Raw genomic sequence first — 12,700 nt, forward strand, 5'->3', positions numbered from 1 at the left:
TTTCTGTCTTGAGCGCTGACCCCATGACGGCTACCGAAGGCGCTGCCACCACCGACCAGGAGGTCGCGACTCCGGCCGCCGCTGCGGTTGAAGACGCCACCCAGGCAGCTGAATCCACTGAAAAGACTGCCGAGCCCTCTGCGGAAGCCGCAGGAGCCTCGACACCAACTCCCACCAAAGCTGAAGGACGTCCAGTTTTAACTGGTGCAGCAGCAGCACTGGCATCAGCCACGATCGACGCCGACGGCGTTCCTTCTGGCTACACGCCAAAGGCCGATGAAGGTCGTTTCCTGCTGAAGATCCTCTGGCTCCCAGACAACGTTGCCCTTGCCGTGGATCAGATTGTGGGTGGTGGCCCGAGCCCCCTCACGTCTTACTTCTTCTGGCCCCGTGAGGATGCCTGGGAAACTCTCAAAACAGAACTTGAGGGCAAGAGCTGGATCACCGACAACGAACGTGTTGAAGTTCTCAACCAGGCCACGGAAGTGATCAACTATTGGCAAGAAGAAGGCAAAGGCAAGAGCCTTGATGAAGCCAAGCTGAAGTTCCCTGACGTGACGTTCTGCGGTACCGCCTGATCGCCCATTGATCCGTTTGTGCGTGAAACCAACGGCCTGCTTTCGCAGGTCGTTTTTTTATGGTTCGTACCGAATAACTGCGTTCTTTGCGAACCAAAAAAGCATAAAAAAGCCGGAAGCTCAGCTTCCGGCGAAGTCATAACGAGCAATCGCGCTGCCATTGAGGCAGACAGCCATGGTCGATCAGTCAGCCGACTTGCTGGCTTGCATGCGAGCACGCGCTTCATTGAGCTGCTGTTGAGCCTTGACTTTTTCAGGTGATGCAGGTTGGCCTTCCATACCAGCAACAGCGGTCGTTGCCTTTTGAAAGTCTGCTTCGGCGGCGTTGGCATCGATGCTGCTGCCGAGTTCAGCCTTGTTCACCAAAACGGTGACTTCGTCGGAATCGACTTCTGCAAAACCGCCCATCAAGGCGATGGAATTCCAAGAGCCGTTCGCTCGAACACGCAACACACCAACATCAATGGCGGTGAGCATTGAGATGTGGCCGGTCAAGATGCCGAGCTGACCTGTGGTGCTGGGCAGAATCACCTCATCGGCGCTGCCATCAAACACGTTCTGGTCTGGTGCCAGCACGCGGAGGGTGAGGGACATGAACCTTGGTTCGGAGGGGGAGAAAGGAGAACGGACAAGTCAGTGGGGATGTGAGTCGCATCCCCGATGGCGAGTTACTTGGATTCAGCCGCCATTTTCTGGGCCTTGGCCTTCACTTCTTCAATGCTTCCCACGAGGTAGAAGGCCTGCTCAGGAAGATCGTCGAGTTCACCGGCAAGAATTTGGTTGAAACCAGCGATGGTTTCATCCAATTTCACGTATTTGCCAGGCATGCCGGTGAAGATTTCAGCAACGAAGAAAGGCTGAGACAGGAATTTCTCCACTTTGCGAGCCCGGTCGACTGTCTGACGGTCGTCTTCGGACAGCTCATCAAGACCAAGAATGGCGATGATGTCCTGGAGCTCCTTGTAGCGCTGCAGGGTGGACTGCACTGCGCGGGCCGTTCTGTAGTGCTCGTCTCCAACGACAGCTGGCTGGAGCATGGTGCTGGAGGAGTCCAAAGGATCCACAGCGGGGTAGATGCCTTTGGATGCCAAAGCACGGTTCAGAACGGTGGTGGCGTCCAGGTGAGCAAAGGTGGTAGCTGGAGCTGGGTCGGTTAGATCGTCAGCAGGGACGTAAACGGCCTGGATCGATGTAATCGACCCCTCCACGGTGGACGCAACCCGTTCCTGAAGGGTTCCCACGTCGGTTCCGAGGGTGGGCTGATATCCCACAGCCGATGGCATCCGACCCAGAAGGGCGGACACTTCAGAACCGGCCTGAACGAAGCGGAAGATGTTGTCGACGAACAACAACACGTCTTGCTTGTTCACGTCGCGGAAATGCTCGGCCATGGTCAGAGCTGAGAGACCCACGCGCATGCGTGCACCAGGGGGCTCGTTCATCTGGCCGTAGCAGAGCGCCACCTTCGACTTGGAAAGGTCATCGGCGTTGATCACGCCGGATTCCTTGAATTCCTCGTAGAGGTCGTTTCCTTCGCGGGTGCGTTCGCCCACACCGCCGAACACGGACACACCGCCATGTTCTTTGGCGATGTTGTTGATCAATTCTTGGATCAGAACGGTTTTGCCAACACCAGCACCACCGAATAAGCCCACTTTTCCGCCTTGGCGGTAGGGAGCTAGAAGGTCGATCACTTTGATGCCCGTTTCAAACACCTTGGGCTTGGTTTCAAGCTCGGTGAGCTTGGGGGCTTCACGGTGGATTGGTGCTGTGGTCTTGGTTTTCACAGGACCTTGCTCGTCAACGGGTTCACCGAGGACGTTGAAGATGCGACCCAGAGTGGCTTCGCCGACGGGGACTGAGATCGGAGCGCCGGTATCGACGGCTTCCATGCCGCGAACCAATCCGTCAGTGCCGCTCATGGCCACGGCGCGAACGCGGTGGTCACCAAGGAGCTGTTGCACTTCGGCGGTGAGGGCCACGTCTTGGCCACTTGTGTTCTTCGCTTCGACACGAAGTGCGTTGTAGATCTTGGGCAGTTTCCCGGCGGGAAATTCCACGTCCAGAACCGGGCCAATCACTTGGCGGATCACGCCTTTGGTGCCAGCGGATGCAGGAGCAGAAGCGACCATAAGTAAGGAGAGTTACGGGATCAGGCGCAGCGCGCTCGAGGCCCATCAGAGCGGCGCAACCATACCACCGCTACGGCGACAGGACAGCCCGCGAACAAAACTCCGTTCTGTTCGGTCACCCGCACAGCCGTCTTGTGGTGCACGGGGTGGGTTCTTGCATACGTTGGCAGTCAACGGCTCTGAGTGCCAACTCGTGTTTTTGCGAGGCGCTCAGTGCTTTGTCCCTGCTTTTGCAACAACCCATGGCTGCTGTTTCCCTCAGCGTCTCCACTGTCAAACCCCTCGGCGATCGCGTTTTCGTCAAGGTTTCTGAGTCAGAAGAAAAAACCGCCGGTGGCATTCTTCTGCCCGATACCGCCAAGGAAAAGCCCCAAGTTGGTGAAGTCGTTCAAGTCGGTCCTGGTAAGCCCAACGAAGACGGCAGCCGTCAGGCTCCTGAAGTGGGGATCGGCGACAAGGTTCTCTACAGCAAGTACGCCGGTACCGACATCAAGCTCGGTAGTGATGAGTACGTGTTGCTATCTGAAAAAGACATCCTCGCAATCGTTAACTGATTGAGTTGACGACTCGCTGAGGTCTTGAACCGTCAGCTGCTTTAAACACCATTTTTTAGGACACATCTTCCATGGCTAAGCGCATTATTTATAACGAGAACGCTCGCCGCGCTCTCGAAAAAGGCATTGACATTCTTGCCGAATCCGTTGCTGTCACGTTGGGACCTAAAGGTCGCAACGTTGTTCTCGAGAAGAAATTCGGTTCTCCTCAGATCATCAATGATGGTGTCACCATCGCCAAAGAGATTGAGCTTGAAGATCACATTGAGAACACCGGTGTTGCTCTGATTCGCCAGGCCGCATCGAAAACCAACGATGCCGCTGGTGATGGCACCACAACGGCTACCGTCCTTGCCCACGCCATGGTGAAGGCCGGCCTGCGTAACGTTGCCGCAGGAGCCAACGCCATCACCCTTAAGAAAGGGATTGATAAGGCGTCCGATTTCTTGGTCGGCAAGATCAAAGACATGGCAAAGCCCATTGCAGATAGCAATGCCATTGCCCAGGTCGGCACGATTTCCGCCGGTAATGACGAAGAAGTCGGCAAAATGATCGCCGATGCCATGGATAAGGTCGGTAAAGAGGGCGTGATTTCCCTGGAAGAAGGCAAGTCCATGGAGACTGAGCTCGAGGTCACGGAAGGCATGCGTTTCGATAAGGGATATATCTCCCCTTATTTCGCCACCGACACCGAGCGGATGGAAGCTGTTCTCGATGAGCCTTACATCCTCTTAACCGATAAGAAGATTGGTCTCGTCCAAGATCTCGTTCCTGTGCTCGAGCAAATTGCACGCACTGGAAAACCTCTTCTGATCATTGCTGAGGACATTGAGAAAGAAGCTCTCGCCACCCTCGTGGTGAACCGCCTGCGCGGTGTGCTGAATGTGGCAGCCGTTAAGGCTCCTGGTTTTGGTGATCGCCGTAAGGCCATGCTTGAAGACATGGCTGTGCTGACGAATGGTCAGCTGATCACAGAGGACGCTGGCCTCAAACTCGAGAACGCCAAGCTGGAGATGTTGGGCACAGCCCGTCGCATCACCATCAACAAAGACACCACCACCATCGTTGCCGAAGGCAATGAGGCTGCTGTTGGCGCTCGTTGCGAGCAGATTAAGAAGCAGATGGACGAAACCGACTCCACCTACGACAAAGAAAAGCTGCAAGAACGTCTGGCCAAATTGGCTGGTGGTGTTGCTGTTGTGAAAGTTGGTGCAGCGACCGAAACCGAGATGAAGGACAAAAAACTTCGTCTGGAAGACGCCATCAATGCCACCAAGGCCGCCGTTGAAGAAGGCATTGTTCCAGGTGGTGGTACCACCTTGGCTCACCTGGCTCCAGCCCTCGAAGAGTGGGCCAATGGCAACCTCTCCGGTGAAGAGTTGATTGGTGCAAACATTGTTGCGGCAGCTTTAACAGCTCCATTGATGCGCATCGCTGAAAATGCTGGTGCAAACGGTGCTGTGGTTGCCGAAAATGTTAAGTCGCGTTCAAACAACGAGGGCTATAACGCTGCCAATGGCGACTACGTCGACATGCTGGCCGCCGGCATTGTTGACCCTGCCAAGGTGACGCGTTCTGGCTTGCAGAATGCTGCGTCAATCGCTGGCATGGTTCTTACCACTGAGTGCATTGTGGCTGACTTACCCGAGAAGAAAGACGCTGCTCCTGCCGGTGGTGGCATGGGTGGTGGCGACTTCGATTATTGATCCGAAGATCTCGCATCAAAGCAAAGAGGCTGTCATTGACAGCCTCTTTTTTTATGTAATTTTTCTTGTGCTAGGTGCTCTAGTGAATCTGTATACCCATGAAAGTTACTGCCAAGAATAAAATATTCAATCTTTTTCCTTGTTCTTTTTGATGGGTTTACTTGCTGCCAGTCGATAGAGATTTCTAGTAAGGTCAACGAGTTGTTGATTGATCTCATTCAGACTTCTGCTGTCTGAAAACTGGATTTTTTCTTCTATAAATTGTGCTCCTAGTAGTTGCTCTGTTCCCGCTTGAATTTCCTTGAAAGATTCTTCGACTGATTCGAATTCATAGCGGGTGAGTAAAAATTTTTCGGGGTTTTTACTTGGGTCTAGTTCGTAGATTAGTTTTTTGAGGGCCCCGCTATCCGTATGCTTCATCTCTTTATTAAGCATATTTTTTACTCTTGTGGTGAGATTACTTAAGGATTGGTTTGCTGCAGATAATTTAAATTCATTGATATTATTTTGGTTCAAGACTGTTCTCAAGACAAAAGAAACAGGACCTCCTGGATATGAGGTCGCAATTTTAAAAGGATAAAAGTGGATAGAGTCTCCAAAAATGTTCAGTAGTCTTGTAATAGCGGGAACAGTTGATGGCAGTTTCGAGCTTGCATCGTTGTGCTCCATGCTCTGGAATGTGCTTTCACTTAAGCCAATAAAGGGATGGTGTTTGCCACCTTTAATAGTTTGTTGGAGAGCAGAATTAAGATATGCATAGGGAGTACGTACTAATGCAAAAGGATGGATTTTAAATCCTTGCGCTTCGATCTCATCGACCATCCTAACAAGTGATACTTTCGGAATGAGTGGGATCCCTTCACCACTCAAAAAGATATGGCCTGTACTATTGAGCAATCTTTGAAATTCATAGATGTAACCCTCCAAGGAATTACCCTGGTCTGGCTTGCATTGATTGTGTTTGACTTTATTGTATAGATTTTTGTTTGATGGAGAGAAAATATCTCTTAGTTGTCCAGTATGGTTTGCAGAAATTTGATTCCTTTCATTTAGAAAATTTGGTGTTTCAACACCATTCTTTTCCAAAAGAGTGGAGTTGTTTCGACAAGTTAGCTGGATAGATGTTGTGGCGGTTTTATGAAAGCCAAGATGTAGAAAGCAAATTTTAGTCATGGCTTACAAAATCTCCGCATGCAATTCTATCTCTTGACAGCGTGATCTCCTGTTTCTGCTTAAGGATCATCTACAGATTGCATCTCATAGGCATTATTCGATTCATTTGATCTGAGCTATCGTCAATGATGAGACACACCCTGCAAAGGCCTTGGCGAGATAATTTGGATCTATATTTGGATCGGAAAATTGAATATTTTCTTGAACAAAGGAGTGGCCAAGTGCCTGCTCCATTCTTCGAGAGATTTTGTTATATTGTGATTCTACAAGTTTAAACTCTTTTTCAGTTAGAAAAAATTTCTCTCCGGTTATTTGTTTTGTTTGCTCACGTATGGCAAGCATTTGAGCTCCAAATACTTTCTTACTGATTTTTTCTCCTTTTTTTAGTTTGTTGAGGATGCATCTATTTGTTGCATTCATTAAGCGTGCCTGAAGGTTGGTAAGAGAAGGACTACTATTTTTGAAGTCTTTTTTCAAGTGAGATGAAAGACTGGGCTTAATTTGACTTAGGAGAAAAGATACCGGGCCATCGATATGGGAGATTGCTTGTTTAAAAGAATAGAGTTGGAGATTATCTCTAAAGACATCAAAGAGTAGTTCTATTTGCTGACTTCGCTCTGGCAAGTAATTTTTGTTGTTTCCAGCTATGTGTGGAGAATATGCGTCGCCCAATCCAATTAAGCTATGAAATTTCCCGTTTTTAATTGTTTGTTGTAACGCTGAACAGGCAAAAGAGTATGGACTGCGAACCAGGCCAAAGGCTTTAATGACAAATCCATTGTCTAGAAGATCTTTTTTCAAAGTCTCTAGTTCCTCTCGTTTCATGCACGAAAAACCTTCTCCACTGAGTAGAAGATCGTGTGTTTGCTGGAGTGACTTTTCATATTCAAGTTTGTTGAAGAGTTTTATGTTTTTTAGTTTCTTTCTTTTTATTGGCTGACATAAAAATCGTATGTTTCCTGAATGGTTCCATCGGTTCCCTTTCCTATCTTGGTATTCAAATTTTGGATAGTAAATTCCTTCTTCGATTAACTTCTCACGATTATTTCCACAACTAAGCTGGAATGATGTTGTGGCTGTCTTGTGGAAGCCTAAATGTAAATAGCAGGTTTTCATTTTTGATCTTCTACAAGATATACCTATTGTAGCGCGATTGGATCTTTGTCTTTATCCAGTTGTCTAGAAATCGACTAGTTACTTGATGAGACTTGATCAACCTGTTAGGTTGGATCGATTAAAGCTGAAATATGAAGACGTGTTATTTGCACCTTGGTTTGCATAAAACGGCCTCATCGTCGTTTCAGCAAACCTGTGCCGCCAACATTGCGCTCTTGCAACAAGAGCGATTGCATTATCCAATTTTTTCTTGTCCTTCTGCTAGGCCATCGAGATTAAAAATTAGTAATCATTCAGTCCCATTGAGGTCACTGTATGAGCACAATCCTGGTGAGTATCATATTAATAAGCGTTGGAAAATTATAGATATAGATAATGCTAATTGTCAGTATCAGATGCAGTGGGATCAAGCCTTGGATTCTGATTCTTCTCTGATTATTAGCGGAGAAGGCATCTCACTCTTACCGGTCGCTGCCCTTGAGCGTCTCATGGCTGCAATCACCAGCAAAGGTTTCGCCATACAAGCTATGGCGCTTGTGCGCTCTCCTTTGGATTATGCACACTCCATTGCTCAGCAACTAATTCGAGGTGGTCAATATCTTGAGGTTGTCGGATTCGGTGACTTGCGTCGACCAACAACAATGCCTCGGCTGACAATTCCTGATGGTTGCCGCGAGATTTCGAAGCTGTTAACTGTTTTTGGTGGAACGATTCGGTTTGCTCCTTTTTATGAGGCTTGTCAGCATCCAATGGGTCCAGTTGCCTATCTCCTTGAAGAGTTCTGCGGTTGTCAAAGCACGCGTGACTACACGTTTAAGCAAACACAGGAGTCAAAAAGTAACCTTTGGGTTCGCTATCAAAATCAACTTAATGCAAGATGGCCAAGATTTGATCGTAAGAAACGATTGAATACCGATTATATCCAGCTGCCTGATCATTACAACAGTTCCGGGAAATTTCTATTAACTCGGTCTGAGATTTTGTTGATCCAGAGTCAAATTGATTCCTCTAATCATAATATGAGTGGTTTGTTAGGAGATAAGTTTGTGATGGCTCAGCCTGATTTCTCTGAAGAATTGACTTCGAATGATTTAATCAATTTGATGACTGGTTTGGCGAAAACAAATCGCTAATCACTCCTGATGATTAATTGATGTTTTGGCTTGCTCCAGTAATTTGATAAGGCGTTGTCCTTGAGGTCGATTGGCGACGGCTAGTTCAAGCAATTCAACTCTTGTATCTGCTTCTATATCCGCAGCTTGGCTCATTTTGATGAGCTGGTCGATTGTTGTATTCGATAGGCGGTTGTGCACTGATTCACTTTGGATTGCAGTCAATAGGGTTGAGCTAATGACATCAATTGATAATTGCTCTTCTTTTCTAATCTGTTGAATCACACTCCTATCGATTTGAGCATTGTCAGTGACGATTGTGGATTGATCTAATAAATAACTATCTGGATCAAGGTTGTCATTAATGTTTTGAATATAGTCATTATTGACTTCATAAAGTTTTAATTTGCTTCCTTCAGATAATCTACATTTTTGAGATTGTACTGTAGGTAGTTGCTTGACCAGGGCGTCAGACAGGCGAGCGCTAATCCAGGGAAATTTGGTATAGAAAAGTGCGTTCACTAGAGTCAGTATTGATAGTTCTTTTTGGCTCATGCTTCGGTTGACGACAACCCCACGCATGGAATTCCGTGGATATGCGTCTGGCGCTTGAAGTGCTTCGAAGATCAGTTCAGTAATCTTGCTCTTGTGTTTGGAGTAGTTAATAATTGTAGTTTTAATTTGATTTTTCTTGAGTAGATTGATTACATCTGAAGCTTTTTTGTGATGCGACGAAATGAAATGTCTACTTCGTAAGAATTGCTCAAAGGGACGCTTCTCGCCATGCCTTTTGACACGTTGTTGATACTCCGATGAGAGCATTTCTTCAATATCTCTTACGGCGAGAAGAACATGCAGATTGAGTTCTTTTAATCTATATATTTCTTGTTCAAAGAGGGAGTCTAGATGCCAGAAAAGAGATTCTGAACTTAGTAAGATGCTGTTGTTATTTGTCTTCTCTTGCGAGAGTCTAAACAGCTCTTTTGCGAGTGATTCTTCCGGGTTGTGCTTCCAGTTTCCAGATGTGATGGCAAATTGAGATGCTTTTTCTCGTTCAACTATTGGTATTGGATACTCAATCTTATGCCTTAATAAATCCTCTTGTGCGATTGCAAATGCCGATTGTATCGCAGTCGTTCCTGTTTTTCCGTGTCCTATATGTAAGTAGAACTGGGGTTTTGGCAACATACTTTTTAACTCTCCTTTATTTTAGCATTGTTGATTGATGCGCTTGCAGTGTTTGCCTTGGTCCCTCATTGTTGTTGGGTCCTGGCTCTTGTATGCTGTCCAAATCGTGCGTGTGAAAAGGAGGGTTGATTGACACGGCGGTTAGCGATCCATATTGGTGCTCAGAAGTGTGCGTCGTCTTCATTGCAGGCTTCCTTGCGTCTATTTCAGAATTCTTGCAAGGATAATTCCTTCTCTTTTGTTTTTTTAAATCCTGCTCAATTACGTTCCCTTTCAAATGCATTAACCCAGAAGACAGAATCACCTTTTCGGTATATTGACCGAATTCTTTCGGAATTGACGGCTGATTTTTCTGTCATAAGTCATGAAATGTTAGGTAATCGTCCGGCCTTAGTGCAGGCCATCGCTCGACGGGCTGTTAAACATCATGGTTTTGAGCATATTGTTGTTGTTGGCTACACCAGGCTTCAATCGAGTTATCACGTCTCTGCCTTCAAGCAATGGTTTTTTCGTGATCGAAAGAAGCTGCGTGAAGATATAGCTGTTTTAAAAAATTATGATTTATCTTGGCGCAAGTTTTCAGCACTTGAGCGCAGTCTTTTAGCTTTGGCCTTGGTTGGAAAGGATCGAAGCTGGCATGCTAATTACAAAAAGTTTGCAGCCGGATGCACTGGTTTGTCCCCACAAATGACTTTGGCTTCAAACCATATTCCTACCAAGCAAAATCCTTATATGCTTCTTGAGGATTTTTTCAAGTTATCTGGTTTTGAGTGTAGGGATGATCTTTCAGTATTTGATGTCCGTAAAAATGTTTCGTTCCATCCTGCCGTTGTTCATGCTCTTTCTTCGCATTTCAGTTCGCTTGGGCCGCGTCTAAGTTGTTTCCCAGGCCCCCATGAAGGTAATCGTTGGTTGTTTCGAGTTTGCAAGCGTTTGGGCGATGCCTGTGTGAACTTGCCCAGGGAAAATGATGTATTTGCCGAAGAGCTCTGTGAATCGATTGTGCACTATCTTGACCGACGCAACTATCCTGCCAATCAAGATTACTGTCAGTTAATGTCTGTTAATCAGAGTTATTTTGAGCCGGTAAACAATGTAAAAGCGATGTCAAGTGCGGATGATTTGGTTCGCAAAGCGCGTGATATTGAGAGCAAGCGTTCGCAGAAGGATATTGATGATTTTCTTTTATTGTCTGAGAATGCATTTATGAACGCCGCTCGATCTGAAATTATCAGTACATAGAGGCAGTTTTAAGGAAGGATTAATTCAGCCAACCTGCGCTCAAGATAACCGCCAAACTTAAAAAGATCGCCAGGCAGGTCCAGGTAAATCTGTTCAAGGTGGCTTCTGCACTACTTGCACTGCTGAACATGGAACTTCCACTGGCTGCAAGTCCCCCCATTCCATCGCCTTTTGGACTGTGGAGGAGCACTAAAGCGATGAGCAGCACACCGCTGCCGATCCACGTCCAAGACAGAATTGAGTTGAGCATCATCAGACAGGTTGGGGAAGACGGGCAGATAGGGGAGAGGGATCGACGTTCGACATGGGAGCAATCAAGCTGTCCCCTGTCATGGCACTCGGTTGCTGTAGATCGAGAATCTGCAGAAGCGTCGGGGCGATATCAGCTAGACCGCCATTATCGCGAAGGGTAATCGCATTGCCGTGGCCAGGGATTTTGCGTTGCTCTCCTTCCACAAGAATCACCGGCACTGGGTTCGTGGTGTGGGCGGTCCAGGCTTGTCCATCGGCTCCCCTCATTAATTCTGCGTTGCCATGATCAGCTGTGATCAACATGGTTCCTCCCTCTCGACCGATCGCATTGAGTAAACGACCAATGCAGGCGTCGACGGTTTGGATTGCCTCTTTGGCCGCGTCCATCATCCCCGTATGCCCCACCATGTCGGGATTGGCGTAATTGATCACGATTAAGGCGTACTTTCTCGTTTCAATCGCTTTGATGCAGCTTGCGGTGAGTTCATCCGCCGACATGGCAGGAGATAGGTCGTAGGTCGCGACACGTGGGGAGGGAACGAGATGACGTTCTTCTCCTGGTAAGGGCTGTTCGATGCCTCCATTCATGAAGTAAGTGACGTGGGGATATTTTTCTGTTTCTGCCGTTCTGTATTGCAGTAATCCCGCTTCCGCGACAACTTGCCCCAAAAGATTGTTGAGCGGTTCTGGGGGAAAGGCCACGGAAACTGGCAAATTTTGTTCCAGCTGAGTGAAGGTCAGCACATCCAGGGTCGGAGTGTGTTCGCGCTCAAAGCCTTCAAAATCGTCCAAACACAGGGCCTGAATGATTTGTCGGGCTCTGTCGGGTCGGAAATTGAACATCAGAAGCGCATCACCGTCCTGCATCACGGTGTCTTGAAGACGTGCTGGTTCGAGGAATTCATCGGTGATTCCTTCCCCGTAGCTGTCGCTGAGGATGGTTTCGGGTTGGCGCTCATCCACGTCGATGTCGGGATCGGTGTAAAGCCTGTATGCCTTGTCGGTTCGTTCCCAGCGTTGGTCCCGATCCATCGCCCAGTAGCGACCGCACAGGCTGGCAATGGTGCCGATGCCTGTGGACTGAAGGCTGTCCTGGACAGCTTTGACGTACCCCGGTGCACTTTGGGTTGGGGTATCACGTCCATCGGTGATCACATGAACCGCAACCTTGGTAATTCCAGCTTCTGCTGCCCACTGGATCACACCGCAGAGGTGGTCGACGTGGCTGTGGACGCCTCCATCGGAACACAGTCCGAGTAGGTGGAGGGTGCTCCCCGCAGCCTTAACTCGTTCCGCCAGCTTCTGCAGCTCCGGGGTGCTCTTGAGCTGGTCGTTGCGCACCGTCTCGCCGATGCGAACCAATTCCTGACGAATAATGCGTCCAGCACCGATGGTGAGGTGACCAACCTCGGAATTTCCCATTTGTTGATCTGGAAGACCCACGTGGGATCCACTCGCTTGGATCAAGGTGTGGGGATAGGCATGCCAAAGAGCCTCCATTACAGGAGTGTCTCCCTGTCGAATGGCATTGTTCTCTTCTTCGTCTCGATGTCCCCAACCATCAAGAATGGTGAGAACCACCGGAGCGATTGATCCGGTGCGTGCTGAACCCTTGGAAGTGCTGCTGCCCACGTTCACCAGCGACCG

Annotated in this window: 12 protein-coding genes; 5 read left to right on the plus strand and 7 right to left on the minus strand. The window is 48.2% G+C overall.

Going from position 1 to position 12,700, the window contains the following annotated elements:
- Nucleotides 1-23 precede the first annotated feature (23 nt).
- A complete protein-coding gene (locus SYNCC9902_RS02520; protein ID WP_011359319.1) occupies nt 24-578 on the plus strand; it encodes a 30S ribosomal protein PSRP-3 in 555 nt (184 codons plus the stop codon).
- 183 nt (nt 579-761) lie between these two features.
- Here SYNCC9902_RS02520 and atpC read toward each other — a convergent pair whose 3' ends face one another.
- Nucleotides 762-1,172 carry an ATP synthase F1 subunit epsilon gene (atpC, locus tag SYNCC9902_RS02525; protein ID WP_011359320.1) on the minus strand — a complete coding sequence of 137 codons (411 nt, stop codon included), beginning with the start codon at nt 1,170-1,172 and terminating at the stop codon, nt 762-764.
- A 74-nt stretch (nt 1,173-1,246) separates the two neighbouring features.
- Nucleotides 1,247-2,710, minus strand: coding sequence for a F0F1 ATP synthase subunit beta (atpD, locus tag SYNCC9902_RS02530; RefSeq protein ID WP_011359321.1), 1,464 nt, complete (start codon nt 2,708-2,710; stop codon nt 1,247-1,249).
- Nucleotides 2,711-2,952: 242 nt separating this feature from the next.
- Between atpD and groES the strand changes: the two genes are divergently transcribed.
- On the plus strand, nt 2,953-3,264 hold the full coding sequence (gene groES / locus SYNCC9902_RS02535; protein WP_011359322.1) for a co-chaperone GroES: 312 nt from the start codon (nt 2,953-2,955) through the stop codon (nt 3,262-3,264).
- Between the two features lie 71 nt (nt 3,265-3,335).
- Complete coding sequence (gene groL / locus SYNCC9902_RS02540) at nt 3,336-4,970, plus strand: chaperonin GroEL (RefSeq protein WP_009790474.1); 1,635 nt, start codon at nt 3,336-3,338, stop codon at nt 4,968-4,970.
- Between the two features lie 126 nt (nt 4,971-5,096).
- Here groL and SYNCC9902_RS02545 read toward each other — a convergent pair whose 3' ends face one another.
- Nucleotides 5,097-6,143: a hypothetical protein gene (locus SYNCC9902_RS02545; protein ID WP_011359323.1), complete on the minus strand. Its 1,047-nt coding sequence runs from the start codon at nt 6,141-6,143 to the stop codon at nt 5,097-5,099.
- A 102-nt stretch (nt 6,144-6,245) separates the two neighbouring features.
- Entirely contained in the window at nt 6,246-7,259 is a 1,014-nt protein-coding gene (locus tag SYNCC9902_RS02550; RefSeq protein ID WP_011359324.1) for a hypothetical protein, read from the minus strand.
- A gap of 158 nt (nt 7,260-7,417) precedes the next feature.
- Here SYNCC9902_RS02550 and SYNCC9902_RS02555 point away from each other — a divergent pair, with 158 nt between their 5' ends.
- Nucleotides 7,418-8,392: a hypothetical protein gene (locus tag SYNCC9902_RS02555; protein ID WP_156771044.1), complete on the plus strand. Its 975-nt coding sequence runs from the start codon at nt 7,418-7,420 to the stop codon at nt 8,390-8,392.
- On the opposite strand, the gene SYNCC9902_RS02560 is transcribed toward SYNCC9902_RS02555, so the two are convergent.
- Complete coding sequence (locus SYNCC9902_RS02560; RefSeq protein ID WP_011359326.1) at nt 8,393-9,559, minus strand: hypothetical protein; 1,167 nt, start codon at nt 9,557-9,559, stop codon at nt 8,393-8,395.
- Nucleotides 9,560-9,742: 183 nt separating this feature from the next.
- Here SYNCC9902_RS02560 and SYNCC9902_RS02565 point away from each other — a divergent pair, with 183 nt between their 5' ends.
- Complete coding sequence (locus SYNCC9902_RS02565) at nt 9,743-10,801, plus strand: hypothetical protein (RefSeq protein WP_156771045.1); 1,059 nt, start codon at nt 9,743-9,745, stop codon at nt 10,799-10,801.
- Between the two features lie 19 nt (nt 10,802-10,820).
- Here the strand turns inward: SYNCC9902_RS02565 and secG are convergent, their stop codons facing one another.
- Nucleotides 10,821-11,051 (minus strand): preprotein translocase subunit SecG, encoded by a 231-nt coding sequence (secG, locus tag SYNCC9902_RS02570; RefSeq protein ID WP_041424820.1) that lies wholly within the window; start codon nt 11,049-11,051, stop codon nt 10,821-10,823.
- Nucleotides 11,052-11,053: 2 nt separating this feature from the next.
- Nucleotides 11,054-12,691: a 2,3-bisphosphoglycerate-independent phosphoglycerate mutase gene (gpmI, locus tag SYNCC9902_RS02575; RefSeq protein ID WP_011359329.1), complete on the minus strand. Its 1,638-nt coding sequence runs from the start codon at nt 12,689-12,691 to the stop codon at nt 11,054-11,056.
- Nucleotides 12,692-12,700: the final 9 nt, after the last annotated feature.

It is taken from the genome of Synechococcus sp. CC9902 (genome assembly GCF_000012505.1).
In the GTDB taxonomy this organism is placed as follows: domain Bacteria; phylum Cyanobacteriota; class Cyanobacteriia; order PCC-6307; family Cyanobiaceae; genus Parasynechococcus.